Origin of the sequence: Geomonas limicola (genome assembly GCF_014193675.1) — a bacterium.
Lineage (GTDB): Bacteria > Desulfobacterota > Desulfuromonadia > Geobacterales > Geobacteraceae > Geomonas > Geomonas limicola.
This window is the reverse complement of record NZ_BLXZ01000003.1, coordinates 275,803-302,518: the sequence shown is the minus strand read 5'-3', so window position 1 is coordinate 302,518 and position 26,716 is coordinate 275,803. Positions and strand designations below refer to the sequence as shown.

22 protein-coding genes, 1 tRNA gene and 1 riboswitch are annotated in these 26,716 nt (G+C 61.4%); of the genes, 16 read left to right on the top strand and 7 right to left on the bottom strand.

The window, feature by feature from the left end:
* The first annotated feature begins 305 nt into the window (after nt 1-305).
* From H7688_RS08535 to H7688_RS08520, 4 genes are all read left to right on the top strand, one after another.
* The gene (locus H7688_RS08535; RefSeq protein ID WP_183360651.1) at nt 306-1,604 is read left to right on the top strand and encodes an L-lactate MFS transporter; all 1,299 of its coding nucleotides are present in this window, start codon (nt 306-308) and stop codon (nt 1,602-1,604) included.
* 224 nt (nt 1,605-1,828) lie between these two features.
* A complete protein-coding gene (locus H7688_RS08530) occupies nt 1,829-2,974 on the top strand; it encodes a pilus assembly protein TadG-related protein (protein ID WP_183360650.1) in 1,146 nt (381 codons plus the stop codon).
* A 569-nt stretch (nt 2,975-3,543) separates the two neighbouring features.
* Nucleotides 3,544-3,930 (top strand): DUF309 domain-containing protein, encoded by a 387-nt coding sequence (locus tag H7688_RS08525; RefSeq protein WP_183360649.1) that lies wholly within the window; start codon nt 3,544-3,546, stop codon nt 3,928-3,930.
* A gap of 41 nt (nt 3,931-3,971) precedes the next feature.
* The gene (locus H7688_RS08520) at nt 3,972-4,514 is read left to right on the top strand and encodes a nitroreductase family protein (RefSeq protein WP_183360648.1); all 543 of its coding nucleotides are present in this window, start codon (nt 3,972-3,974) and stop codon (nt 4,512-4,514) included.
* A 157-nt stretch (nt 4,515-4,671) separates the two neighbouring features.
* Here H7688_RS08520 and H7688_RS08515 read toward each other — a convergent pair whose 3' ends face one another.
* Nucleotides 4,672-5,361 (bottom strand): carbonic anhydrase, encoded by a 690-nt coding sequence (locus H7688_RS08515; protein ID WP_183361023.1) that lies wholly within the window; start codon nt 5,359-5,361, stop codon nt 4,672-4,674.
* Nucleotides 5,362-5,713: 352 nt separating this feature from the next.
* Between H7688_RS08515 and H7688_RS08510 the strand changes: the two genes are divergently transcribed.
* From H7688_RS08510 to H7688_RS22800, 4 genes are all read left to right on the top strand, one after another.
* Nucleotides 5,714-6,151, top strand: a complete 438-nt coding sequence (locus H7688_RS08510) for a DMT family transporter (protein WP_183360647.1) — start codon at nt 5,714-5,716, stop codon at nt 6,149-6,151.
* 63 nt (nt 6,152-6,214) lie between these two features.
* On the top strand, nt 6,215-6,964 hold the full coding sequence (locus H7688_RS08505) for a sulfite exporter TauE/SafE family protein (protein ID WP_183360646.1): 750 nt from the start codon (nt 6,215-6,217) through the stop codon (nt 6,962-6,964).
* A gap of 2 nt (nt 6,965-6,966) precedes the next feature.
* Entirely contained in the window at nt 6,967-7,833 is an 867-nt protein-coding gene (locus tag H7688_RS08500) for an HhH-GPD family protein (protein ID WP_183360645.1), read from the top strand.
* A gap of 82 nt (nt 7,834-7,915) precedes the next feature.
* Nucleotides 7,916-8,041, top strand: coding sequence for a hypothetical protein (locus tag H7688_RS22800; RefSeq protein ID WP_281379428.1), 126 nt, complete (start codon nt 7,916-7,918; stop codon nt 8,039-8,041).
* 88 nt (nt 8,042-8,129) lie between these two features.
* On the opposite strand, the gene H7688_RS08490 is transcribed toward H7688_RS22800, so the two are convergent.
* A complete protein-coding gene (locus H7688_RS08490; protein WP_183360643.1) occupies nt 8,130-8,444 on the bottom strand; it encodes a DUF1634 domain-containing protein in 315 nt (104 codons plus the stop codon).
* Nucleotides 8,435-9,271: a sulfite exporter TauE/SafE family protein gene (locus H7688_RS08485; RefSeq protein ID WP_183360642.1), complete on the bottom strand. Its 837-nt coding sequence runs from the start codon at nt 9,269-9,271 to the stop codon at nt 8,435-8,437. The genes H7688_RS08490 and H7688_RS08485 overlap by 10 nt, the downstream gene beginning before the upstream one ends.
* A gap of 603 nt (nt 9,272-9,874) precedes the next feature.
* Between H7688_RS08485 and H7688_RS08480 the strand changes: the two genes are divergently transcribed.
* The 6 genes from H7688_RS08480 (at nt 9,875) to H7688_RS08455 (ending at nt 15,880) form a co-directional block, all read left to right on the top strand.
* On the top strand, nt 9,875-10,672 hold the full coding sequence (locus tag H7688_RS08480) for a hypothetical protein (RefSeq protein ID WP_183360641.1): 798 nt from the start codon (nt 9,875-9,877) through the stop codon (nt 10,670-10,672).
* Between the two features lie 302 nt (nt 10,673-10,974).
* Nucleotides 10,975-11,051, top strand: a tRNA-Met gene (locus H7688_RS08475).
* A gap of 282 nt (nt 11,052-11,333) precedes the next feature.
* Nucleotides 11,334-11,750 carry a YidB family protein gene (locus tag H7688_RS08470; RefSeq protein WP_246329751.1) on the top strand — a complete coding sequence of 139 codons (417 nt, stop codon included), beginning with the start codon at nt 11,334-11,336 and terminating at the stop codon, nt 11,748-11,750.
* A 445-nt stretch (nt 11,751-12,195) separates the two neighbouring features.
* Nucleotides 12,196-13,689, top strand: coding sequence for an O-antigen ligase family protein (locus H7688_RS08465; protein WP_183360640.1), 1,494 nt, complete (start codon nt 12,196-12,198; stop codon nt 13,687-13,689).
* A gap of 16 nt (nt 13,690-13,705) precedes the next feature.
* Nucleotides 13,706-14,626 carry a glycosyltransferase family 2 protein gene (locus H7688_RS08460; protein WP_183360639.1) on the top strand — a complete coding sequence of 307 codons (921 nt, stop codon included), beginning with the start codon at nt 13,706-13,708 and terminating at the stop codon, nt 14,624-14,626.
* A gap of 54 nt (nt 14,627-14,680) precedes the next feature.
* Complete coding sequence (locus tag H7688_RS08455; protein ID WP_183360638.1) at nt 14,681-15,880, top strand: glycosyltransferase; 1,200 nt, start codon at nt 14,681-14,683, stop codon at nt 15,878-15,880.
* A 79-nt stretch (nt 15,881-15,959) separates the two neighbouring features.
* Here H7688_RS08455 and H7688_RS08450 read toward each other — a convergent pair whose 3' ends face one another.
* Together H7688_RS08450 and H7688_RS08445 are read right to left on the bottom strand one after the other, a co-directional pair.
* Complete coding sequence (locus tag H7688_RS08450) at nt 15,960-17,546, bottom strand: right-handed parallel beta-helix repeat-containing protein (protein ID WP_183360637.1); 1,587 nt, start codon at nt 17,544-17,546, stop codon at nt 15,960-15,962.
* A gap of 229 nt (nt 17,547-17,775) precedes the next feature.
* Nucleotides 17,776-19,488: a beta strand repeat-containing protein gene (locus H7688_RS08445; protein WP_183360636.1), complete on the bottom strand. Its 1,713-nt coding sequence runs from the start codon at nt 19,486-19,488 to the stop codon at nt 17,776-17,778.
* Nucleotides 19,489-19,754: 266 nt separating this feature from the next.
* A riboswitch (cyclic di-GMP riboswitch) is annotated at nt 19,755-19,830 on the bottom strand.
* A gap of 363 nt (nt 19,831-20,193) precedes the next feature.
* On the opposite strand from H7688_RS08445, the gene H7688_RS08440 reads away from it, so the two are divergent.
* Nucleotides 20,194-23,151 (top strand): ATP-binding protein, encoded by a 2,958-nt coding sequence (locus H7688_RS08440; RefSeq protein ID WP_183360635.1) that lies wholly within the window; start codon nt 20,194-20,196, stop codon nt 23,149-23,151.
* A gap of 191 nt (nt 23,152-23,342) precedes the next feature.
* Here H7688_RS08440 and H7688_RS08435 read toward each other — a convergent pair whose 3' ends face one another.
* On the bottom strand, nt 23,343-24,866 hold the full coding sequence (locus H7688_RS08435; protein WP_183360634.1) for a HAMP domain-containing methyl-accepting chemotaxis protein: 1,524 nt from the start codon (nt 24,864-24,866) through the stop codon (nt 23,343-23,345).
* 428 nt (nt 24,867-25,294) lie between these two features.
* On the opposite strand from H7688_RS08435, the gene H7688_RS08430 reads away from it, so the two are divergent.
* Nucleotides 25,295-26,188, top strand: a complete 894-nt coding sequence (locus tag H7688_RS08430) for an alpha/beta hydrolase (RefSeq protein WP_183360633.1) — start codon at nt 25,295-25,297, stop codon at nt 26,186-26,188.
* Here the strand turns inward: H7688_RS08430 and H7688_RS08425 are convergent.
* Nucleotides 26,169-26,540, bottom strand: coding sequence for a hypothetical protein (locus H7688_RS08425; RefSeq protein ID WP_183360632.1), 372 nt, complete (start codon nt 26,538-26,540; stop codon nt 26,169-26,171). The genes H7688_RS08430 and H7688_RS08425 overlap by 20 nt on opposite strands.
* Nucleotides 26,541-26,716 lie beyond the last annotated feature (176 nt).

Here is a 26,716-nt window from a genome sequence, read left to right as displayed (position 1 = left end):
AGATTTGCAAAAGGCCTTCGGAGCTTTCGCATTTTTGCAAAATGACCCTTATGGCGGTTTAATCTTGCGCAACGCGCTGAAATTACGCGCTATCCCTCGGACGCTGCGCCCCCCGCCGCCTCAAACCTTTTTGCCCAACTGCAAAAAACCAGGGTTGCCGCTCCCCGCCAGGCAAAAAATGCCACCCTGCTAACTGGGCGAAACTCCGCGAATAAATCCTGAAAACAAAAATTTAAAACATTGGTATGCATGTTGCTAACCTCTTGGGCATCGTGTCACAATCACACACCGGAGGTATAAACAACATGTCTACGTCATCTAACAAGGGCTGGCAGGTAGTCATCGCTGGTACCGGCATCAACCTGGCGCTCGGGGTGTTGTATGCCTGGAGCATTTTCAAAGGCGCTATCCAGGCCTCTATCAAGGCAGGCGGTCCCGACGCCTTCCAGTGGAGCATGTCCTCGGTGAACGATCCGTACGCACTCTGCTGCCTCGCCTTCGCCTTCTCGATGATCGTCGCGGGCAAGTGCCAGGACAAGATCGGCCCGGCGCGCACCGCCCTCATCGGCGGGGTCCTGGTCGGGGCAGGCTTCACCCTGATGTCCTTCTCCAACAGCTACGCCGCCTGGGTCCTCGGATTCGGCCTCTTGGCAGGTTCCGGTTTCGGTTTCGGCTACTCGGCTGCCACCCCGCCGGCACTCAAGTGGTTCTCCTCCAAGAAAACCGGCCTCATCGCCGGCATCGTGGTAGCCGGCTTCGGTCTGGCCCCGGTCTACATCGCACCGCTCTCCAGCTACCTGCTCGGCATCTACGGCATCCAGAAATCCATGCTGATCCTCGCCGTCGGCTTCGCGGTCATCGTCTGCGGCCTCTCCTTCGCGCTGGCCAACCCGCCCAAGGGCTTCGTACCCGCCGAGCCGGCCGTTAAAGACGACGGCAAGCCCGTTCCGGCCAAGAAGTCGGTGTACGACGCCAACGTAGGCGAGATGCTCCGTTCGCCCAAGTTCTACCTGCTGTGGGTAACCTTCTTCATCGGCGCCGGTGCGGGCCTCATGGTGATCGGTTCGGTAGCCGGCCTCGCCAAGCACTCCATGGGCAATATGGCCTTCGTCGCGGTCGCCATCATGGCGGTCGGCAACGCCTCGGGACGTGTCGTCGCCGGCGTGCTCTCCGACAAGATCGGCCGTCGCGCCACCCTGACCATCATGCTCGCCTTCCAGGCCATCCTGATGTTCGCCGCCATCCCGGTGGTCGGCTCCGAGAGCGCTTCCCTCCTGGTCCTGCTCGCCTCGCTGATCGGCTTCAACTACGGCTCCAACCTGACCCTGTTCCCCTCGTTTGCCAAGGACTACTGGGGCTTCAAGAACTACGGCCTCAACTACGGCGTGCTCTTCAGCGCCTGGGGCGTGGGCGGCTTCGTGATGGGTCGCGTCTCCGAGATGCTGAACGCACAGCCGGGCGGCCTCAACAAGTCCTTCATCCTCTCGGGCACCCTGCTGGCCTCCGGCGTCATCCTCACCTTCTTCCTCCGCGAGAAGAAGGCGGTTACTGCGGAAGCTACCGTGCCTGCCGGCGAACTGGCAGTGGAGAAGGTCTCCGCCTAAGCCTTGGCTGACAGCCTCGACCACGGAGGCGGTGCCGGCCGGGCACTTCAGGAGTCGGAGGGATTCTTTTCCACCTCCGAAAGAACCTCCGGATCCTTTTGAACCGCTCAACTGTCTCTGGTCTTCGTGGTTACGCAATAAAAGGGTCATGCAAATTGTGCATGGCCCTTTTTTTAGTATTAGTGTAAGAATGTTCCACCAGTCACGGCCACACAGGAGTAGCCATGGATACTACTTACGTCACCATCATGCTGATCGTCTTTCTGGTTCTCACGGGGCTTGCCATCGACATCGGCTACCTCTATGTGAGCGAGGAGGATCTGCAAAGTGCCGCCGAAACTGCAGCGCTTGCCGGGACCCAGTCCCTCAAGAACCGGATACTGACCCAGGTGCAGCAGAATCCCCGGCAGATCGGCGCAGCGCTCGCGGACCCGGTGCAGGCGCAGGCGCGCAGCGTGGCGGTCGAGGCCGTCTCCGGCAAGCACACCTCGGTGGCCCTGGTGGGCCTTGCCAACAACAACGGCAACGCCTTGAGTGCCGACAACGACGTGACGGTCGGTTTCTGGAACGTCAGCAGCCAGAGTTACACCCCCGGCGGCACACCGGTTAACGCCATGCAGGTGCGCACCCGGCGGACCGCCGAGAGCAGCTCGGTCGGCCTGGGCTCCCTGGGCGACTTCCTCGCCAAGATTACCGGCACCGAAAACTTCGGCTCCACCCCGGTCGCCATCGCCTCGATCGCGCCGCGTACCCGCGCCAACCTGGCCCTGTGCAGCGTGGACTGCGATCCCGGCTGCGTCTATCCCGAGGTCTGCGCGGTCAAGGAGCGCCACATGGAGCGCGCCTCCTGGAGCCCGGGGCAACCCCAGGTGAACAACCGCTACCTGTTCACCTCGCTCTTGCACCCGGTCACGGTCACCAACACCATGAGCGACTTGATCTGCGGCGAGGGGCCCGGCCAGGAGGTCTGCGGGCGTTCCATCTACACCGCCCTCGGCTCGGACAGCATCCTGCGCGATCTCCAGGCGATGATGTACAACGCGAAGTTCGACCGCTCCAACAAGGAGTACGACAAAAACGGCCGGCTGGTCGGCTGGTGGGTGCTCGCCCCGGTGGTGGACTGCACCACGGCGAGTTCCGGCGCCACCTTCGAAACCCACCCGGTGACCCAGTACTCCCTGGTGCGCATCACCCGGATCTGTACCAGCGGACCGGTGGGGTGCCAGCAGCAGGACACGCCGCGCGAGACCTCGGCAGTTGCCTGTGCCGCGGGCGAGAGCGGCCTCTATCTCGACCGCATCTCCTGCGTGGGGTGTGGCAGCAAGAACCTGCAGCTGTTGCCCGCCCTGCACCCGGTGCTGGTCAAGTAACCCCGGAAGGTTCCGGCCCGGGCAAAACAAAAGGCTGACACGCAACGCTGCGTTCAGCCTTTTTTACCACCAACCAGGACCGTCTCGCGATCCGGGAATGCGGGGGAAGGGTGCCAGGCAGCCTCCCCGGGTACTCCTCTTCAGTTGTGGTACAGTCCCTCCTCATTACATCGCATGACATCATAGATCACATAACAGCTGCATACACTCCATTAAAAAATAACATTACATGGCATGACAGGTACGGCATAAGATAGCATTGCATTCATAGAAACAAAGAACTCTGGGTAATCACCCGTGACACGACATAAATCCGCAGGAGACAGAAGCAGGAACTCCTTCTTCTCCTCATAGCGCAACTTTCGGCCTCTCTTTGCCAGTATCCGTTGTTGCCAATGAGTTTGCACAATCTTCGCCAACTTTCCGTATACAGTGCAAAACCCTGACAGGAGCGGTTCTTTGTCAATTCCAGTTGACTTGTGAACCTTTTTTTGATTTGGTCAAATGGCGAGTTGCCGCGATAAAGCGTTGTCATTAGACGGTCAGAGCGGGAAGCGGGAAGGGGGAACATGGCAGAAAACCCGGAAAATGCGGATCGGGAACTGGATCGTGCCATCGAGGAATTCAACCGACGGGACTGGTTTCTGTGTCACGAAACACTCGAGGAACTCTGGGTGGGGGCGAGCGGAGAGCTGCGTGATTTTTACCAGGGGTTTCTTCAACTGGCCGTCGCCCTGTATCATTGGCGTAACGGCAACTTCAAGGGTGCGCTCATCCTGTTGCGTGGCGGGTGCGGCCTGTTGAGCCGGGTCGCTTCGGTCTTCGAGGGTGTGGACGTGACCGGGCTCAGGGTAGCCGCCGGCCGTCTGGAAAGCGAACTGCTCGCCCTGGGCGAAGAGCACATGGACGAGGTTCCGGAACAGCTCATTTTCAAGGCACAGCGGCGCAACCTTTAGGGAAGCGGCACGGTGCCATTTTTAGCCAAAGGAGATTCGCGATGATCGAAATCGTGCGTGCACGTCGCAGTATCAGGTCATTCACCAAGGAACCGGTAAGCCCCGAGCAGGTGGCCCTTTTGGCCGAGACGCTGCTGCGGGCCCCCACCTCCCGCAACCTGAAGCCCTGGTCCTTCGTGGTGGTGGACGACCCGGACCAGTTGGAGAGGCTCTCGCGCGCCAAGGAGCACGGTTCGGCCTTCCTGAGGGGGGCACCGCTGGGGATCGTGGTTCTTGCCGACCCGGCACGCTGCGACGTCTGGGTCGAGGACTGCTCCATCGCCGCGATCCTGGTCCAGATGGTGGCCCAGTCCCTGGGGCTGGGGAGCTGCTGGATCCAGATCCGCGAGCGTCGTCACGACGCCGCTTCCAGCGCCGAGGAGCAGGTGCGCCAGGTGCTGGGCGTTCCCGAGGGGCTCAAGGTGGCCTGCATCATCGCGGTGGGGCACCCGGCCGAGAAGCGCAGTCCGGTCGCGGCCTCCCAGCTCGATTACGGCAAGCTGCGGCACAATAACTTCGATGAACAATTGACGATGGACAATTGACAATTGGCTGTTGTGGCAGGGCTTTGGCTCTCAGCTGAGCGCAGCTTAAATAATGGCAAAAAAAGACCAAGCGGGTGACAGCCTTGCCCTCTTGGTCTTTTTCATGATGGTCACGGTGTGCGGGACTCAAGGTGTCCCCTCGGTACCCTTTAGCCGGCTACTTCAGTAACGCCACGGTCCCGTCGTCCAGGTCATACTTGGCCGCTACCACTTTGACCTTGCCGGCCTTCAGCTCTTCGGCGAGCACTTTCGAGCGTTTGGTCAGGCTTGCTGCCACGAGCTTCGCGTTGACGTCTACCGCGCACTCCACGACTTCTTCGGCGGGTTTGCCCTTGGCGATCTTCTTGGCCTCCTTGGCCGCGGGCTCGATCGCTTTAACGATGGCACCGATGTTCCCTTCCGGTTTTCCCTTGGCGTTGACCGTCGCGGTGACTGCGCCGCAGCGCTCGTGGCCCAGCACCATGATGAGGCGAGAACCCAGGTGCTCAGCGGCGTACTCGATGCTCCCCAGCACAACGGGATCGGCCACGTTACCCGCGACCCTGATCACGAAGATTTCCCCAAGGGTCTGATCGAAGATCAGTTCGGGCGGAACCCGGGAGTCGGAGCAGGAAAGGATGATGGCATAGGGGTGTTGCGATTTGGCCAGCTTGCCGCGGGCTGTGGCGTCGCACATGGACGTGGAGTTCATCTTGGCCTCCACAAACCGCTTGTTGCCGTCCATGAGCTGTTGCAGCGCCTCATCTGCGCCGACGCCGGCACTGCCGGATGCGAAGACCAATCCAACTGATGCTGCCAAAAGTGCCACGACGATTGCCAACGTGCCTGTCAGGTTCCTGCTCTTCATCATCTGGTTCCTCCTGTAGTTTATGGGCGGGCCCGAAAATAGCGTCCCTGCCCGGGGCACTCAGTGTCCCCGTGCGCGAAACCGCCGTCAGATTGTGGCAGTTCGCTAGTGTACCTGGATATTGCCGATCCTGCCACTGTCAAAGGGAGGATTCGGGTGCAGGTGCGACAGTCTCGACTTCCTTTCCCACCCGCACGGAAAGTGCGTTCACTGGATCTGAAGGGGGAACCTCTCTTTGGCAGACCGGTCACACTCTTGCGAGCATTAGGTGTCCCTGCTATCTTTGTCGTCCAGGTCGAGTACCACGTTTTCCGTTCACCCTTTAGTCCTGTGCGCCCCAAGGAGTAACTACATGACCAACCTTGTTCTTTTGGCAGTGATGTTTTGCGGTGGCATTGCCATTGCCGTGCAGCCCTCGATAAACGCCCGGCTGGCACAGAAGGTCGGGGCTCTCGAGAGTTCCTGCATCTCGTTCGCGGTGGGGACCCTCGTCTTGATGGCGGTAGTCCTTGGCGCCGGCAAGGGGAACCTGAAAGCCGCCGCCGGCGCCACCTGGTGGGAGTGGACCGGCGGGGCCTTCGGTGCCTTCTTCGTCACCATGACCATCTTCGTGGTGCCGCGCGTCGGTACCGCCGCCGCCATGTCGGTGGTGATCGCCGCCCAACTCACCACCGGGGTGCTCCTCGACCACTACGGTGCCTTCGGCCTGCGCCACGTCCCCTTCGACCTCAAGCGCTTCCTCGGGTGCCTGCTCCTCTTTGCCGGCGCCACCCTGATCGCCCGCCGCTAACGAACGGCCCCCGGGCGCTTCTCATTATTGACAAGGGGGGCGGCTTGGGGCACAGTAGGCCGCATGGAACATCCCTTGCTGATCTTTTTCGCGGGCCTGCTCGCCGGGGTAATGAACTCCGCTGCCGGCGGCGGCTCCTTCGTCACACTCCCGGTCCTGGTGTTCGCCGGGGTCCCTTCGGTCATCGCCAACGCCTCCTCGACGGTCGCCCTGTTCCCCGGGAGTTTCGCGGGTGCCTGGGCCTACCGGCACGATTTCGTCCCCTTCGAAGGGGTCTCGATCCGGGCGCTCTGGATCGCGAGCGTACTGGGCGGACTGGCCGGGGCGCTGTTGCTCCTCTTCACACCGGTCACCACCTTCGACCGTATCTTCCCCTGGCTGCTACTTTTCGGAACCCTGGCCTTCACCTTCGGGCGCCAGGCAGGGGCGGCCCTGCGGCGCGTAGTGCATATCGGGCCGGCGGCGCTGTTGCTCGGGCAGTTCGTGCTCGCCATCTACGGCGGCTATTTCGGCGGCGCGGTCGGCATCATGACCCTTGCCGTCTGGAGTCTCTTCTTCACCGCCAACATCAACGCCATGAACGCGGCGAAGACGCTTTTGGTCGGCTCGATGAACGCCACCGCCGTGGTCTGCTTCGTCATCGCGGGCAAGGTCTGGTGGCCCCAGGCGCTCGTCATGATGGCCTCAGCGGTAGTGGGGGGCTACTTCGGTGCCCACTACACCAGGAAACTTCCCCAGGACAAGGTGCGCCGGGGGATCACCGTACTCACCTTCCTGATGACCGCCGCCGTTTTCTACCGGACCTACCACTGAAGATGAGCCGCCGAAAGAGCGAGATACGCGCCGGTAATCCCGCGGCCCCCCTGGCTCCCGATGCCGCGGAAATCGCCGCCTTTCGCGAGGTGGTGCTCGACTTCTTCGCCACGCAGGGGCGTACGCTCCCCTGGCGTGAGACCCGCGACCCCTACGCGATCCTGGTGTCCGAGATCATGCTGCAACAGACCCAGGTGGACCGGGTCAAGGAGAAGTACCGGGAGTTCCTCGCCCAGTTCCCCACGCTTGAGGCCCTGGCCGCGGCTGAGCTCTCCCTGGTGCTGTCGGTCTGGCAGGGACTCGGCTACAACCGTCGCGCCCTGGCCTTGAAAAACTGCGCGCAGGCCGTCGTCGAGCGCCTGGACGGGAAGCTCCCGGCCGACATCGCCCAACTCGAGTCGCTCCCCGGTATCGGCCCCTACACCGCCCGGGCCGTGGCCGCCTTTGCCTTTGGGATCCCCAGTCCCTTCATCGAGACCAACATCCGCTCGGTGTTCATCCTGCACTTTTTCCCCGGTGCCGAGTCGGTGCACGACCGCGATCTGCTCCCCCTGGTCGAGGCGACCCTGCTGAGGGACAGGGCGCGGGAGTGGTACTACGCACTCATGGATTACGGCGCCATGTTGAAGCGGACCCGGGTGAATCCGGGCCGGCAGAGCGCCCACCACGTGCGCCAGTCGCCGTTTCGGGGTTCCAACCGGGAGCGGCGCAGCCTCATCCTGCGCAATATCCTGGCCTCGCCGGGGATCACGCACAACGAACTGGCGCACGCGCTCCCCGATCAAGCCGAGTCGCTGGCCGGCAATCTCGAGCGTCTCGAGCGCGAAGGGTTCATCCGTCGGGAACAGGGCGGTTTCGTTATCAGCTGAGGTACTTCAAAGAGGAAGGGAGAAGGGAATGTTCTGGTTACAGATTTTGGGAGTCGGTGCAATTTTAGCCGCCGGACTATTTTTGATCATCGTGTTGGAGCACAACTTCGTGAGCGGACCGCAGCGCAAGAAGCTCGAGCGCCAGGCCCGCGAGCGGATGGAGCAGGCCAAAAAGAAAACCCCCGCGGACCAGGAACATCCCTCATAGCTTCTCGCCTTATACCAAGGGATGCGGAGGTATCCGCGCCGACCCGCACAATCCGCGCGCCCTCCGCGTATGATTTATAAGTCGGTTATCAACCCACCCGCCCGAGCACAATTCCCGTGGCCAAGGCTACCAAGACCACCGCGCAGAAAAAGGCGAAGTACCAGTCGCGCTCCCTGATGAAGATGACTGCCGCGGTGACCACCCTTAAAATGGGTGTCCCCAGGAGTACCAGGAGACCCGCGGTGATCAGTTTCGGCGCGATTACGCTCAGCCCTGCGACCATCGCTGCCAACCCCACCGCCAAAAGCGCCGCCGCGACCAGGGATCCCAGCCGTAAAAGCCGCGCCAGCACCAGCTCGATCGCATCGTGCCTGGTTTCCACCGAGTTCTCGTTCACCACCATTTCACCCCCCGGTAGATCATGGTAACTGCCGTGTAGGCTATGAGCGGGATGAAGCAGAGGCGGATCAGGTTCGCCCGCAAGCGTACCATGAGCTTTGCCCCGATAATGGCCCCGAGAAGCACGCCCAGGACGATGGGACCCGCCACCAGCGGTTGCACGTCGCCGCGCGCGAAATAGACCACCGCCCCCGAGGCCGCCGTCACGCCGATCATGAAGTTCGAGGTTGCCGTCGAAGCCTTGAACGGCATCCCCATCACCTGGTCCATGGCCGGTACCTTGAAGATCCCCGCCCCGATTCCCAAAAGCCCCGCCGCCGCTCCGGAGAAGATCATGATGATGAGGCCCGGCACGGTGCGGGTCACCTGGTAGTCCACCCGGTGGCCCAGCGCCTTGTCGTAGTAGGAGCCCGCCAGGCGGAGTTTTTGCGACAGGGCATCCGGGACGATTCCCGTCGGCAGCTCCTGCTTGCGTGCCTTGAACATGTTGTAGGTCGAGTAGCCCAGGAGCACCCCGAACAGGATGTAGAGCACCCGCTGGTTGATCACCCCTGCGATGAGTGCCCCGCCCAGTGCACCCATCGCGGTCCCCATCTCGAGCCAGATCGCCACGCGCGTATTGGTGAGCCGGTCGCGCAGGTAGGCAACCGCGGCGCCCGTCGAGGTGGCGATGATGGAGACTGTCGAGGCCGCCACCGCGGTACGCATCGACATGCCGAATAAAAGGGTAAGGGCCGGGACGATGATGATGCCGCCGCCCAGCCCGAGCATCGACCCCATGATGCCGGCGCCGATCCCGAGCAGAAAGATCTCGATGAAGGTTGTGACCACAAAAGCTCTCCCAAGCCGGTGATGCCAGTTCTTGACTGGTGCGGCCCAAGGTAGCCTGTCCGCGCCCCGGAGACAAACAAAAAGAACCATGGTAAGCGGTAACTAATGTTCGTCGGTGCAGAACCTGGCCGGCAGAATCTCCTCCCCGTACTGCACATTAATTAAGCTTGGCTGCCTGTAATTTCGTCGTGGCAGAAACGCCTAACCTCGGGGCCTATTCCTGACGTGAAAGAGTTTCAACTGGTTAGGGGAAATATGAGTTATGGCACAGCTTCTGCTTTAATGATGGAGGTTACCGGGCACAATGTAGTGCCTGGTTGCATTGAGACAAGGCAAAGGCGCCTTTCACCACCTGGTGAGAGGCGCCTTTTTGTTTTTTATCAGAGCGACAGCCTGGTCGGTTAGGGAACCCGGAGGGAGTTACGTCCCTGTCCACCAAGCCACTGCTTTTCACTACCTGCGAAGGGAGGATTTTTAGTCGTTGTCATGACAGTGCGGTCACCCGAAGGAAACCGGGCCAGTGCGGGCCTTTGAGCATTTCCCCAGCCGCTGGTCCCCAGTCCCTAGTCCCTGTTTTTCACCAAACTTACAAAGGAGTAAACGATGAAACGAATTTCCAAGATTCTCATGCTGGCAATGGCGCTGACTGCAGCAACCTCCGGTATCGCTTCTGCGACCCCTTCGACGCAGATCTGGATCCCGTCCACCGACGTCCAGCCTTTCGGAGTCTTCCACCTCAACATCGACAACTATTTCCGTGCCTCCGGCGTGCCGAAGTCGGCACCGACCGCCAGCGCCACCCGGGACGCGCACACTATGGATATCGGCCCGACCGTGGGCATTCTCCCCTACGAGAAGATCCAGGCCGAGATCGGTTTCGACTACCTGGTCACCGCCAACGAGCCCAACGACAACCATCCGCTCAGTGGTAACTTCAAAATCGGCACTCCCGAGGAGTCCCTCTTCAAGTTCTCCCCGGCCTTCGCGGTCGGCATGTACAACATCGGACCCACCCTGAACAGCAGCACGGCTCCCGGGGTCGTCTCCGGCCAGAACATCGTGTACGGCCTGGTAGCCAAGACACTTCCGGTGGTCGGCAGGCTCTCCGCCGGGTACTACCGCGGCAGCAAGCGCGCGTTGGTTAGCGATTTCAGCACCTTGAAGCCGGAGAACGACGGTGCGCTGCTCTCCTGGGACCGCACCATGAGCGAGATCTCCGACAAGCTCTGGTTGGCCGTTGACTACATGGGCGGCAACAACGCCAATGGTGCGGTTAACTTCGGTGCCTCCTGGAACTTTGCCAAGAACGTTTCCGTGATCTTCGGCTACGACGTCTACACCAAGAAGGCCCTGGCCGGTAACAACACCTTCACCACCCAGGTCGACATCAACTTCCCGTAACGAGCGTATCCTTTCTCATCTCCGGGAAATGGTTTGGCGGCCGCACCGGTTTGGGGTGCGGTCGCCTTTTTTCGTGGCGCAGGAGCCCCCCCTTGGCGGAAGGTGGCGGGGGAGGGAAGTTGATCGCTTCGCGTGGGCCAAAAATACCGGACCTCGGATAGTTTCTGTCGCCATCAGCTATCTCCATGATATCTCCCCCGAATCCGTCCCCCGGTGAGCCGGGTTCCACGCGTATACCGCGCCAGGCGGAACAAGAGGTTGACTTCATTGGCGAGGCTGTGCTACAAGTGTTGAGTCAATGACGCGGGGTGGAGCAGTCTGGTAGCTCGTCGGGCTCATAACCCGAAGGTCATAGGTTCAAATCCTATCCCCGCAACCAATAGCAAGAAGGCACCCGGTTTCGACCGCGGTGCCTTTTTCATTTTTACCAAGCGTACTTCCCGAAACGCAGCGCCACTTAATCAGAGTACTCCAGCCTTGATTGCCCCAGCCCCCAGCCCCTGATTCCTCCCCCTTCATTTGACTCTCCATCGTGGGCCCTACTATACTGGAAACGTGGCAGGATTGCCGTTTCTGGTATGGTACCTGAGACGGCAGGCCGCCACCTGGAAACCGCGGGATCCGTTCGGAATCCGGTCGGGTTCCCGGTAAGGAGTCAGCTATGGGAATCATGGATGAGTTCAAGGAAAAACTGGGAACGCTGCAGGGGCAGGGGACGCAATCGAAAGGCGGGTCGTTGCTGAGCGGGGTCATAGAGATGTTTTCCGGTCAGAGTGCCGGCGGCCTCCAGGGATTGGTCAGTCTCTTTCAGCAAAGAGGACTCGGCGACAAGGTTTCCTCGTGGGTGAGCCCGGGGGAGAACCAGCCCATTTCGCCGGAAGAGGTGAAACAGGGATTGGGTGAGGACCGGGTCAGAGACCTTGCCGGCCGGTCGGGTATCTCCGAAGACGAGGCGGCAACCCACCTCTCGCAACACCTTCCCGATTTCGTCGACCAGATGACCCCCGATGGAAAGGTGCCCGAAGGGGGTGGTTGGCTGCAAAAAGGGATGGAGTTTCTCAAGGAGAGGTTTCAGTAGCAGCTCCCGCCGCCTCCCTGAACGTCGTGCTAAAGCCCTGCTAGCCACAGGGCTTTTTTGCGGGGTGGCGGCACTGCCACCGCTTTCCTGGCCTTCCCGCGCTACCGTCAGGTTCCCGGGATCACGAAGTCACCACGAGTTTCTCTTCCCGGCGAAGATGGCACTCTTCGCCGTCTCCTTCACCCGGTTCCAATCACCTTGCTGTTCCAGCGACACCACTCCCCGGATGATTACCCCGAAAAAAGACCGCCCAGAACGAGCCACAAGCAAGGCGATGGTCAGGTTGGCCTAGTTGACGTTAAAAAAAACCAATATAATCTTAACCAGTGCTGAAATTGCCACGCCAGATGTCCTAGGTTTCGAGGGTGTGAGAAATGAGCGACGCGGGGTTGCACATGGTGGTATCTCGAGGTCACGGTGCCGGTGACAAAACCGGGAGTGCGTGATGATCCTCGGTGCGCGCAGGAGTCCAACAACCCTCGCCGCGGTCCTTCTCTGCCTGGCAGGCGGGCTTGCCTTCGGTTTTGTCATCCTCAAGATGTCCCTGCTCTACATCGTCGCCCTCCTCGGCGCACTGTTCACGGTGTGGCTGACCCTCAAAAAACCAGAGTTGAGCATCATCGCCATTGTTGTCATCATCGCAAGCGTCGTCGACGTCTATAAGCTTCCCCTCGTCCCGCTGGGGCCCGGCAGCCTCAACGTCACGGACATCCTGGTTTTCGTGCTTCTGGCGCTGTCGTTTTGGAGGCACCTCTCCACCCGGGACTCCCAACCCACCGCTTCCAGCCCGGTCAGCTGGCTGCTCCTCCTTTTCATAGGCTATGCCGTCTGCACGGCGCTGCTGTCGATCGTCCTCTTGGGGATGGACCTGAACACGGTGCTGCGGCTGTTCCGGGTGGTGAGCTACTACCTTATCTATTTCATGATTACCAACCTGGTGTGTACCAAGCAGCAGATCAGGTTCCTGGTAAACGCCCTTTTCCTGGTCGCCGCCCTGGTCGTTGTTGCCATGCTGGTTCAGCTGGTGATGGGGGATTCCGTCCAGCTCATCCCGGGAAAGCAGTACCGGGTCGACGTCATGGAGGCGGAAGTGGACGCCATGCGTCTCCAGCCACCGGGACAGACCCTGCTGTTTGCCTGCCTCCTCACGGTCATCGCCTTACTTACCAACCTGCGCTCCGCCCTGTCGCTGCGCTCCCGCTACCTGTACCTGCTGGCACTTTTGGGGGCGGGGGTGCTGCTTACCTACGTGCGGACCTACCTCCTTGCCTTAGCGCTGGTCATCACGCTCTATTTCGTGGTGGCGCGTCCCGAGCAGCGTCTCCGCCTGGCGAAGTTCGTCATGCTGGGAATGCTCCTCTTCGCGCTTTTGGCCGCAGGGGGCTGGGGAGCCGGCGGCAAGTTCCAGAGCACCCTCACCGCGATGTCGGGACGCTTCCTCACCCTCTTCGCCGGAAAGGAGCTGGTGCAGACCAACTCGCTCAACGACCGCCAGATAGAGAACAGTTACGCGCTCAAGGAGATCAGGGAACACCCGTTGCTGGGGATCGGCCTGGGCCAGGACTACCGCCCCAAGCTCTACGGCCCGGATGACGAGATCACCTACTACGTCCACAACGTCTATCTCTGGCTGGTGCTGGACTTCGGGCTGCCGGGGTGCCTGGTGTTCTTCCTTTTTTACCTGACCTTCCTTGTCAGGGCTTTTAAAAGCGCCAGGAACGAGCCGGACCCCTACCTCAGGTCGATTGCAGTGGGGGCCCTGCTGATGGGAGTGGCGGCCCTGCCGATGGCCCTGGTGATCCCGCTATTCCTGGAATGGCACTCCATCGTGGTCCTTGCCATCCTGATCGGGCTGTCGGAAACGATACTCATGCATCGTGGCGTGCAGGCAGCGCCGGAGGCCGCGTTGCCGGCTCCGGCCGGGGAGCAGGTCACCTGAATAGGGTGGGGGACTCATGGGCGCCGTGGCAAACCCGGAAGCAAAAACGGTCTATATCATCCTGCTCAACTGGAACGGTATCCAGGATACCCTGGAATGCCTCGAATCCTGCCGGGCCCTCACCTACCGCTCCGCACAAATCGTCGTGGTGGACAACGCCTCGAGTGACGGTTCCGAAGATCTCCTGCGGCAACGCTATCCCGACCTCCCGGTGCTCCAGACCGGCAGCAACCTGGGGTACGCCGGGGGAAACAACGTGGGAATCCGCTACGCCCTGGAGCGCGGTGCCGACTACGTCTGGCTTCTGAACAACGACACCACCGTCCACCCCGAAGCGCTGTCCGAACTGGTCAGGGTCGCGGAAACGGAGCGAGAGGCCGGCATCCTCGGATCGAAGATCTTGAGCTACGCCGATCCCAAGCTGATCTGGTTCGCCGGCGGGTGGGTGCAGGCAGACCGGGGGGAAACCGGTCACGTGGGCCTGGGAGTACCGGACCTGGGGCAGTTCGACGCGGTGACCGACACCGGGTACGTCACCGGATGCAGCCTTTTGGTCAAGCGGGAGGTCATCGAGAAGATCGGAACCATGGATGAGGGGTACTTTCTCTATTTCGAGGAGAGCGAGTGGTGCCTGAGGGCCAAGCGGCAAGGGTACCGGCTGCTCTACACGCCGGGCTCCGTGGTCTGGCACAAGGAATCGGTGTCGACCAGAAAACTTGCCGGCGCCTGGATCTACTACATGACCCGCAACAGACTGTATTTCATGAGCAGAAACGGCAGCAAGGCCCGTTGGTTCAGCCGGTTCGCCGCCGATCTGTCTGAAGTACTCCGGTTGCTGGCCAAGGGGGAATTCCGCCTGGTCAACTGCATGTCCGCGGGGTACTGGCACTGGCTCACCGGATACCGGGGCCGCCGCGAGCACCTGGTGAAAGGATGAGGCGCCTGCTGTCCCCACGCGTGGAGCCGGATCACGTTCTGCAAAGGAGTCGACATGAAGATACTCATCGTCACCCCATCGTTTCCCTACCCGCCCGACAGCGGCGCGAAGATACGGATCTTCAACCTCATCAAGTACCTCTCCCTGGATAACGAGGTCCACCTGATCAGCCTCGCCGACTGCAGCGACGACGTGGCAAATCCCGCCATGGCACGCTACTGCAGCGCCATTAACCTGATCCATACCGAAAGGCGCCCCATCCTCTACCAACTCCCCGGCGTCCTCTGCAACTTCTTCAGGGGGCTCCCGTTCATGCTCAAGTACGCCGAGGCTCCCGAACTGCGGGAGGCACTGAAGCAGATCTCCGAACGCGACAGGTTCGACATCATCCAGTTCGAACACTCCTACATGGCGTACAACGTGAAATACCTGTCGAAGGAACTCAGCTGCAAGACGGTCCTCTCCTTTCACAACATCGCCTGCGTGCAGTACTACCGGATCTACCAGCTGGAGCAGCGGCTGATCAAGAAGCTGGAATGCCTTTTCGAGTGGGTTCCGATGCTCAGGTGGGAGTCCAAGATCGCCCGCAGCTTCGACAAGTCGTTGGTGGTGTCCGAGTTGGACCGGGTGCTTTTGCGCCTGATGTGCCCGGGGCTCGACGTCTCGGTGATCCCCAACGGGGTCGACGCCCGGATGTTTTCCCCCCTTCCCCGGACCGGGCGGCAGCTTAACCTCATCTTCGTGGGGCTCATGGATTACGGCCCCAATGCCGACGCGGTGCTCTACTTCCACCGCGAGATCTACCCGCTCATCAAGAAGAGGTTTCCGGAGCTGGGGTTCCTGGTGGTCGGCTGCGATCCTCCCCCTGAGGTCAGGGAACTTTCCGGTCGCGGGGAGGTGCTGGTGACGGGGCGGGTGGAGGACCTGAGGACCTACTACCAACAGGCGCAGGTGGCGGTGATTCCCCTGCGTTCCGGCGGAGGGACCAGGCTCAAGATCATCGAGGCAATGTCCACCGGAACGCCCGTGGTCTCCACCTCCGTAGGCTGCGAAGGACTCGAGGTGACCGATGGGGAAAATATCCTGATCGCCGACGCTCCGGAAGAGTTCGCCGAGAAGGTGGTGCACCTTTTGGAAAACGAAGAGGCCTGGCTCAGGCAGTCGGGGCAGGCACGCAAACTGGTGGAAAAGAACTACGACTGGGAGCAGATAACCGGAACCCTGCACAAGGTGTATCAGGCGGTGCTCCGCTGAGGTGTGCCCGGCTTTAGCGCACAAAAAAAACTCCCCCAGGACAACGCCTGGGGGAGTTTTTTTGTAAGTAGCGTGCGGACTAGTTGAGACTAAGAACCGGTGCGGACAGGCGCTTCCCTTCGAAGCTGCCGATGTCCGGCGCATTGCCGGAGTAGGGGAGCCCCACGTTGATGCCGGCGTCGACCAGGTTGCCGGTGCCGCTTGCGCTGCGGTAGTAGGGGTCCGGCCTGACGCCGGAACCGGCGAGCTGGGGAGCCACACCCTTGGTGTTGTTGGTCTGGGTGGTGCTGGAGCTCGAGTTGGCGACCGTGTTGCCGTTACCGGTGTTGTAGAACCAGTTGTGGTCCACGAGGGTGTTGCTCATCGACCCGCCGATGCTGATCGGGGCAGCCGCAGTGTTCATGATCAGGTTGTTCTGGATCTTGGTACCCGACAGCGAACCCGAGAAGGCCGCTGCATCAATGCCGCTGCCACCCCAGGGTTTGGCCGTAATGGTATCGAAGGTGTTGTTGTAGATCTCCACGTACGAGTTGCTGCCGCGGACGATGTGCAGGCCGTCGCCACAGTTGTAGACCACGTTGTTGCGGAACCTCCAGTGCGTCACGCCGGAACCGGTCGTGTAGTTGGTGCTCCAAAGACCGGCGGCCCTCCCCTGAATCCCCGCCATGTAGTTGTTGTAGAAATCTAAGTAGTTGTGCGACAGCTCGTGCCCCACCACCCCCGGCAGGTTCACGTTGGTCAGGTCGGTGACCGTGTCGTGGATCTTCAGGTTCCAGGTGCTCCCCGCGGAGAGGCTCTGCGGTCCGCCGTTAAGCGACAGGGTGTGGTAGTAGGTCGAGGCGTAGATCTCGGAATCGCCCAGGAAGTTGTACATCTCGAAGACGAAGGCGTTGGTGTCGGTGACGTCGGTCTTCACGGTCCAGTTGTAGGCCTTGAAGTTCTTCAACCAGCCGGGAACCGACTTCACCCCGGTACCCCTGCCGGGGATGTTCTCGTTGATGGTCAGGTTGTAGAGCTGGGCGTTGCCCATGCCGCCGATGTTGATGGCGCCCATGCGCTCACCCGGACCGTTGTTCGCCGAGGTGGTCGTGTCGTTGGTCTCCACGTCGTGGATGATGTCGTTGAGGCCGTAGGCCGGCGGCTCGACCATGGTGTTGTTGGACCAGTCGTAGTACCCCTCGAGCCAGATGGCGTTGTTGTTGATCGACTGGAACTTGATGTCGTGGATGTTGATCTGGTCGGTGCCGCGGATGAAGATACCCGCAGAGAGGGTCTTGCTGCTGCCGTCCAGGGTGAAGCCGCTGATCTCGTTGTTGCCGTGCACCACCGGGGAACTCGGCGAGGTCTGGCGGAAGATGTAGCCGGTGCCCCAGCCGCCGTTGTAGGCGGTCTTGATGGTAACCGAGCTCTTGCCGGCACCCTGGATGTTGACACCCAGCGCCAGGTTGCAGCGGTTGTTGTCGGTATAGGTACCGGCGTTGAGGTAGATGGTGTTACCGGCGCTGGTCACTTTCGAGCAGGCGGTGGAGAGCGTCTTCCAGGGGGAAGTCGAGCTGCCGTTGCCGGAGGTGTCGTTGCCGTTGGGGTCAACGTAGTAGGTTGCAGCCCAGCTCGAGGAGCACATCAAAAGAGCGGCCAGCATGCCCAGGATGGTGACCTGACGCATTCGAGTAGGTTTCTTTACAGACATCTAGTATCTCCTGTTCCGTTAAATGTTTTGTGCACAGTTTTGTGTGCAGCCCGTGCGGGGCCGGCACCGGGACACGACGGTCCCGGATGCCGGCTCGTGCTGCTCGTGCAAGGCACGCGGCGTGCCTGTCGATGATTGGGCTTCCTGCGGCGCGCCCTTCAGGGTGCCTTCGGTCGAAACCGCCGGGAGCCGGTCGCCGGGTGGATTACATGAAGGTGGCCGAAATGGCGTGGTCGGCGCTCACGTTACTGAAGGTGTAGCTGGAGAGCGCCCCGACGGAGACGCCGTCCACCGTGACGGAGGCGATCTTCTTGCCGCTTGCCGGTGTGATGGTGATTACCGGTGAGGTGTTGTAGAGGGCCCAGCTCCCCGCCGTGATGCTCCCGCCGGTCCCTGCCGTGGTCGCGATGTTGTAGTAGCGCACGTCGAAGGTTGCCGAGATGGTGTGGCTGCCGCTCAGGTTATTGAAGGTGTAGCTGTAGGCTGCACCGCCGGGGACGTTGGAGGCCACCGTCGTGCCGTCGACCACCACGCTCTGCAGGTAGTAACCGGTGTTCGGGGTGATGGTGTAGGTCTTGCTGCTGCCGGCGGTGACCGCGCTGGTCCCGGTCGGGGTGATGGTGCCGTTGGCGCCTGCCGAGGCAGTGATGCTGTAGCCGGCGGCGAAGGTCGCCGCGACAGTGTGGTCCGCGCTCAGGTTGTTGAAGGTATAGGAGGTGACGGCACCAACCGACTTCCCGTCCACCGCGACGTCGGCCACCTGGTAGCCGCTCGCCGGGGTGATGCCGATGGTCTGGGAGGTGTTGTAGGCTACCCAGCTGTCCGGCGGGGTGACCGAACCACCGGTCCCCGCGGTCGCCACCACGTGGTAGGAGCGCATCGCGAAGCTGGCGGAGAGGGTGTGGGATGCTGCGACGCTCGTGAAGGTGTAGCTGTACCCTGCGCCGCCGGGGATGTTGGAAACCACTGCCGTGCCGTCAACCGTGACGCTCGCCACGTAGTAGCCGGTAGCCGGAGTGACGGTGTAGGTCGGGGTGCTCCCCGCGCTGACGGTAGCGGTACCGGTGGGGGTGATGGAGCCGTTAGCCCCGGCCGAAGCCGTGATGGTGTAGCCTTGGTTGCCGAAGGTCGCCGCTACCGTGTGGTCGGCGGCCAGGTTATTGAAGGTGTAGGAGGTGACGGGACCTACCGATTTCCCGTCCACGGTCACGTCGGCCACCTGGTAGCCGCTGGCCGGGGTGATGCTGATGGTTTGCGAGGTGTTGTAGACAGCCCAGGTGTCTGCGGGGGAGACCGTACCGTTACTCCCTGCGCTCGCCACGATGTGGTAGGAGCGGACCGCGAAGCTGGCCGCGATGGTGTGGGAGGCGCTCACGTTCGTGAAGCTGTAGCTGTACGGGGCTCCGCCGGCGATGTTCGCGGCGACCTGGGTCCCGTCGACCGTGACGCTGGAGATGTAGTAGCCGGTGGCAGGGGTGACGGTGTAGGCCTGGCTCGCACCGCTGGAGACCACGGTCGCCCCGGAGGGGGTGATGCTGCCGCCGCTCCCCGCCGAGGCGGTCACGGTGTAGGCCGAGGCGCTCCCGCCGCTTCCCGCTGTTGCCGGAGTGGTGAGTTTGATCTCGTTAGAGTAGCCGCTTGTGTTACCCAGGCTATCGTAGGCGGTGACGGCGAAATAGTAGGTGGCGCCGTCGTTCAGGCCGGTCATGGTGTAGGAGTTGGCGTTGCCGACATCTACCGGGTTGGAATAACTTCCGCTGGCCGTGCCGGTGTAGAGCTTGTACCCTTTCAGGCCGGAAAGAGCGCTGCCGTCGGAATAGGTGGTCGGAGCGGACCAGGACATGGTGGCCTGGGCCGCGTGCGCGGTGACTCCGTTCAGGAGCAGCTGTGCCGTTATCAGGGTAGCGATGAAAAGCACGAGGCACGCTATTCGCGCGGGTCGGTTGATTCGATGTACATAGCTTTTTTGCATCATAAACTCTTGTAGCCTCCTTGCGTGTGTGACGGTTACGGTCGTCGGGCTGGTGCAGCAAGCTGCCCGGTAGTGCCTCTCTTCCGATGCCTGTTGGCCGGGGAGGCTGATTCCTGTTCCCTCATGGACTCTCCTTTTTCGGTGCTGTTCGGCTCCGTGGTCCGTACTGCGGACGCAAAAAAACCGGGGCCTGATATCAGCAGTTGTGATATTTCGGCGACCCGGCTGTCTCGGTGAGACCCTTAGGCTTTCCGTCACTTCCTCGCGGAAGTTTTAGTATTGTCGTCTATCGGTATTCCGTTTTCGTTTTCGTTGCAGCGACGGTAGCACAGGCGCCCGGGAACCGTTGGTGACCCTCGTCACAACATCGCCAGTTCGTAAAACCAGGCCTTTACCGGTGTTTGTCTTCCCGCGGGGGATCTTTTCGGCTGCCGAGCGCTCCCTTTGACGACCGGTGAGTCTTCCCGCAGCAACGGTCCCGGACCCGGTTCGGCCGGGGCTTTCCGCCTGTTCCGAGTCCCGTTTTTTCCCCAGGTTTTCCTCCCCTGCAAAAGGTACCTGCCTTCTCTCCCCCGGTTCAACGCATCCTCTTTGACACGGCCCGATATGATATTAAAATTTCCAAATTTATCAGGCAAAGGAGACGCTGCTATGAGCTGGCAAGCCGCTGTGCAAGACGCCCTGAAAACGCTGGACTCCTCGCTCATCCCTTCTTCACTCGACCTCATCTCCCTGATCAAGAAGGTCAACCCGACCACGGCCTGCCTCTCCGAGGCGCAGCGCCTCAGGGGGTACGAGATCAAGTCGCGACTGCAGAACCTCTTGCTGGAACACTACGGACAAACCTTCCGGCTGGTCCCCCATCCCCTCAACGCCGAGATCGTCCTCATCAAGCATGCGGCCCTCCCTTCCATCGATGCCTGCCACGCCCCACTGGCGGCCCTTTCCTTAAGGGCACTCGACCAGGCCGGTTGCGAAACCGAAGCTGCCGAGCAGCTCCCCGCGAAAAAAAACCGCAAGACCAGGAAGGAGGCTCCCGACCTGGGACAGACTCCCCGTGAGCTTTTGAAGCGGGCGCAGGAGTTTCTTGCCGACTACGAATTCGCGGCTGCGGAGGAGGCCTTGTGCAGCATCGGTATCTCGGACCGCGACGACATCCCCACTCTCGAGAGGGCCGTCCGTGCCCTGGTTGAGGAGATGGGGGCCTACCGGCAGGCGGTCGCCCTGGTGCTCGCTCAGCAGCACCAGTTTTTGCGCGACGCGAGGCTGCGGGCGCTCCTGGCACGGGCCTACTACCTGAGCGGCGCCTTCCCCGAGGCCCGGGCGATTTTTGACGAGCTGCACCGCAAGGAACTCGACAAGGAGTCCCTGGTCGCCTATGCCGACATCGCACGCAGGGATGCCAACATGGCCCTGGCCTACAAGCTGTTGCTGGCGGCCGAGGAGACCGAAGGGTATGCGGGGGGGCTGGAAGGGTTGAAGCGGGAAGTCGAAGCGGCCTTGCAGGCGCAGGTGGCTCCGCTGCTCGAGCAGGCCTACACCGCGCTGCAAGGCGCCGACCTGGCCGAGGCCGAGGCTTTGGCGCGCCAGGTCCTGCAGCTCTCCCCGAACGACCCGCGGGCGCGCGAAATCGTAGCCGGGATCTCTGCAGACCGGGAAGCCGCCGAAGTTGCCATCCTGTGGGAGCGTCTCGCGCAGACCGAAGGGTGCGAGGCGCGGCTGGAGCTCCTGGAAAAACTGCTGGTCCGCGACCGCCCCCATGAGGCGACCATCGCCGCCTCCATCGCACGGGAGCGTGAAAACCAGAAAAAGGCACGGGCACAAAGCCGCCTCGAGCAGTTGCGTGCCCTGGTAATCGAGGCCCGCTGGCCGGAGGCCTTCGAGATCGCCTGGTGGCTGCAGAGCCACACGGACCTGGACGCGTTGTGCAGGGAAGCCCGTTCCCTCTCCCCCTATCTCGGTTTCTTGCTGGGAAACCGCCGGCTGCAGAGGCTTCCGGAAAAGAATGCCCGCCAGGCCTGGCTGGATCTGGTGTTAGCCATAAGCTCGTTCAAAGCGGGCCAGCCCGCGGGATGCCTCGACCTGCTGGAACGGGTGAAGCACTACTTCGAAAAGTTTCGCGAGTTTCACGAGGTCTACGACCGGGCTCTTGCCTGGGAGCAGGCCCGCGCCCGGGAAGAGGTCGAGGGGATCCTCGTTGCGGCAAACCGGGAAGGTACCACGCTGAGCCAGGCCCAGGCTTTTGCCAGTGCGGCCCGCAAGGCGATGATCCACCTTCCCCTGGAGGAGCGCGTGGAAATCGGCCGGAAACTGGAGGCGCGCATTGCGGAGTTGATACCCGTGGACAAGGAAGAGGAACTCCTCGAGGCCTACCAGTACTTCGTCAGATCAGGCATGCACGACAGGGCCGCCATGGTGAGAGCGGCGCTGCCAACCCATAACGAGGTCTTCGACGGTTTCGATGCGGAGATCGCCGCAGACCTTGCCATAGCACGCACCCCCCTGCGGCTCGAGTTCTCCGAGACGCTCCAACCCGACTTCTTCAACAATCCTCCCCTGTATTGGATCGGCTCGACCGACCGCCATATCCTGCTGCGCGAACAAGACGATGTCCTCGTGGTCGTCGATCTCGAAAAGCTGCAGGCCGGGAGGTACGTCTCGCCGCATCTGAAGGAGCTCTACCTCTACGACGCGCTTCCGTCGGACGATACCTTCCTGTTAAGCGACCCGAAGAATCCCGTGCATAAATGGCGGGCGGTGCTCAGTGACGAGAAAAGTGCCTTCACCGCCTGTGTCGACATCAGGGAATTCTGCGAAAGCGGAGACGACTTCCCGGTCTACGTCTTCTTATCCTCCGAACGGAGCACCGACTACTACGTCGTCATCTGGGACGTCGACGATACCGGTCCGGGAAGAGTGGTGCGCAAGAAGCTGGGGAATAGAAGCCAGGCCGCCACCGTGAGAGTAGGTAACAAGAAACGGATCGAAATGGTGCGGACTTCCTGCTATCCGGACAAGTTCATCATCGGTAGCGAGGACCTCATGAAATTCTGCGTGAAGAACCTGACACCGGAGTACAGCCTCGACCTGTCTCCGAAGGACGTTTGGGAAGTCGATAGGGCGAAGGGGCATTTCTACTACTTCGACCGCGCCATCTTGAAGAGGGCCGACCTCATCGGGTACGAAAACCGGGTAACCTATCCCAACTCGCCGTGCTGCTATTTCTTTGCCGAATACCACAGCAAAATCGCGCTGAGTCCCGAGACCAACACCTTGATGCTTCGGCTAGGGAAGAAGGCCGCTCTCTACAACTACACCACCAACGAGATATCCCACCCCTTCCCGTTAAGTTCCGTGTTCGGTACCAGGCCGGCGCGCAGCTGGTACATCTGCGACTACAACAAGGAGACCCTGACCCTCACCCTCCGGGACATCGGAAAAGACCGCAACCAGGTGCTGGAGTGGGAGCAGGCTCAGACGCCGACCAACGGCAGGGAAACGGAAAACCCCGACTGGGCCGAGGCGCTGCATAAACAGATTTTCTTCGGATACCAGGGGGGAGAAGACGCCGGCGAACCGCCCGAGGCGCAGGAACAGCCTCCCTCGTGAAACCCGGGGAGGGGAGGGGAGAGGAGGGGAGAGGAGGGGAGAGGAGGGGAGAGGACCGGCGAGGGTGCTCCCGGCACCTTACGACAAACGGCACCCGGTGAGTACCGGGTGCCGTTTTGTGTGCAGATCGCCGTGGATCGTCGGGTGGCCTTGGGGCTGGAAGAGGAACTTCGGGACCTGCCTCCCCCTGTCTAGAACCTCTCGAACTTCTCGTCCATCTCCAGCTCGACACCCTGGTGGCGGTTCGCGATGGGGGCCGCGACCCTCTTGGGTGCGGCTGCCGGCCGTGCCGCGCTGCGTCTCACCTGCGCCTGCGGTGCCAGGTAACCGGCGTCATCGGAGCTTGCCTTGAAGAAGGTGATGGCGCTTTGCATCTGCACCGCCTGGCCGGCCAGCTCCTCGGCGGTCGAGGACATCTCTTCCGCTGCGCTGGCGTTTTGCTGGATCACCTGGTCCAGCTGCTGGATCGCCTTGTTGATCTGCCCGGCGCCGGAGTCTTGTTCGCGGCTCGAGATGCTGATCTCCTGGACCAGTTCGGCGGTTCTCTGGATGTCCGGGACGATCCTGGAGAGCAGTTCGCCCGCCCGCACCGCAACGTTCACGCTGTTGGCGGAGAGCTCCGAGATCTCGCCGGCTGCGCGCTGGCTGCGCTCCGCAAGCTTCCTCACCTCGCTTGCCACCACTGCAAACCCCTTGCCGTGCTCACCGGCGCGGGCCGCCTCGATAGCCGCGTTCAGGGCCAAAAGGTTGGTCTGTCGGGCGATCTCCTCGATGATGTTGATCTTGGAGGCGATCTCCTTCATGGCGCCGACCGTCTCCTCGACCGCCTTGCCCCCTTCCTTGGCTGCCTCGGCCGACTTGATGGCGATCTTCTCGGTCTGGGCCGCGTTGTCGGCATTCTGCCGGATGTTGGCGCTCATCTGTTCCATGCTCGAGGAGGCCTCCTCGGCGGCAGCCGCCTGCTCGCTGGCACCCTGGGACATGGTCTGCGCGTTCGCGGAAAGCTCCTGGCTTCCGGTGGTGAGCCGGGTGGAAACCACCGCCAGCGCGTTGACCGGTTTCATGATGCTGCGGATCAAGAGCCAGGCGGAGAGGGCGGAGATCGCCACCACGAGCAGGCTGATCACCGAAAGGGCGGTCTGCGCCTCGCCCAGCGCGCCGACGATGTCGTTCTTGATGCGGCCGGAAACGGCGTCCTGTTGCGACTTCAGAAGCGATGAGGAGGCCTCGTTGACCCGCACCAGGCTTGGTGCCGCAGCCTTGAGAGCCCGGACCGTTTCCTCCTGGTGCCCCGAGGTTGCAGCCTCGATCACGTTGTTGTTGAGCGCCGAGCACTCCTTGATGGCATCCTTGAAGGCGACCAGTTGCTCCTTGTACTTCTTGCCGGCCGGAGTGTCGGCAACCGGGGTGTCTTCCAGCTTCTTCATGGCGTCGCGGTACACCATGCGCTCGCTGTCGATCGTGGCACGGGCGGTCTTGCGGAACTCGGGATCCTGGATGGCCGCATAGAGGGCCACGGTGCGGGTTATCGTCTGGATGGCATTGGCCGCGTTGGTAATCAGGGTGATCTTGGGCAGGTTGGCATCCGAGATATGTTTGCTGCTTTTCTGGATCTTGCTGAACTCGAACGACGTGTACACGATGCTCGCTACAAACAGGGTGATCGTTACCGCAAATACCCCGCTCAACCGTTTACCGATGGTCCAATTTTTCACCGTTTCCTCCTGTTTCCATATCTATAGGTGCAGGTATTACATGTCAGGAAAGCCCTTCGGAGAAATACCTGATTCCTTTAGGGTAAATCGTCAATGTTTACGGCGTGGTACGCCGCTGACGGGAGGGACGTGAGGCTAACGGTGTTTTGCTGGGCGCCTGGAAAAAGCGCTCGCTCGGGGGGATCGGCAGCTCTCGCGGATGGTTAGCCGGTCAGAATCGTCGGCACTCTGTTTTATAAAAAATAATTGGTAAGACCAGTGCGGAGGGAAGGCTTCTTCAGGTTGGGGGGAAATAATGTATCGGGGCCGAAAGAGAGGGCCTGAATCTGCCCCAGAGTGCGCGTCCGGTGGACTCCAGGGCAGGCTGGGGCTATTATTGCAGCCGACAGTTACCTTTCGGACCGGATGTGCCGATCGAGGAGTGCTTCATGTACAGGTGGTGTGTGCGCATCGTGTCGATTGTCACCTTGCTTTGCTGTCAGGGGTGTCTCGGGAGATTCTTCTACTACCCGGGCCGCAACGTGTACCATACCCCCGAGAAGGTCGGGCTCCCCTACGAAGAGGTGACCTTTCCCAGTTCCGATGGCACCAAGCTTTCGGGCTGGTTCATCCCCGCCGTTGGCGTGCCGCAGGGGACGGTGATCCACTTTCACGGCAATGCCCAGAACATGACGGCCCACTTCAGCTACGTCTACTGGCTGCCGCGGGCCGGTTTCAACCTGTTCGTTTTCGACTATCGAGGCTACGGGAAGTCTGCCGGTGCTCCTGATCGCGCAGGGCTTTTCGAGGATGCCCAGGCGGCGCTGCGCTACGTGGCTGGCAGAAACGACGTGGACCGGGAGCGGCTGGTGGTCCTGGGGCAGAGTCTGGGGGGAACCAACGCCATCGCGGCGCTTGGGGGGACCGGGACTCCCCGGGTGCAGGCGGTGGCCGTCGAGTCCGCCTTTGCTTCCTACCGCAGCATCGTCAGGGAGAAGATGGCCCAGATCCCTGTACTCTCCCTGCTGCGCTGGCCGCTTTCCTACCTGCTGATCGGCGACAGCTACAGTGCGCTCGACGCAGTGGCCGCCATTTCCCCCGTACCATTACTGCTCATCTATGAGACCCAGGACAACATCGTCCCGATCTCCGAGGGGCTGAAACTCTACGAGAAGGCCCGCGAGCCCAAGGAACTCTGGCAGGTGCCCGGCGGGACGCATGCTGGCGCTTTCGCCGAGGCCGACTCCCCCTACCGGAAGGCCCTGGTGCAGTTTTACCAAAAGGCCCTGCCGGGCAAAGCCGGTCCGGCGCCGGTCGGTCCCGTCAGTCCTGCGCCGCGGTGAGTTGCGAGCAGAGCGCTTTGAATGCCATGCTGTCGATCTTCAGTTCTACCGGGTTGCCGTTACCCTGGTAGCCAATCGTGACGACGCCCCCCACGATCTCGTGTTCCATTTCCGCGAAAAGCACCGCACGCGGGTTGAAGAGAAGGTTTCCGGCGCGGATGAACCCTTTCTTCTCCAGGTCCCGGGCGAGCGTTTCCTGCTCGAGCTTCGTCACCTTCTTGAAAAGCTGCTTGTGCACCCCTGTGCCGTCGAACCAGGCATCGACCAGTCGTGTGTCGTCCCCCAGAAGAGGGTTCTCCGCCGGCGTAGTCAATTGAGCGGCCAGGATCCTGTCGGTATTGATATAGCGCATGTAGACCTCCTTCCCTGTTCTTTTTTGCAAACACCAAAAAAAATCAAAAATCAGTCAGCCACGGAGCCACCAAGGGCACGGAGAAATAACGTAGGGTGGTACTTTGGTGCGGACAACCTGAACGGCGAGTGAAACCCTGGTAACCGGTTCGGCCTCATGTGTTAACGATAGAGGGC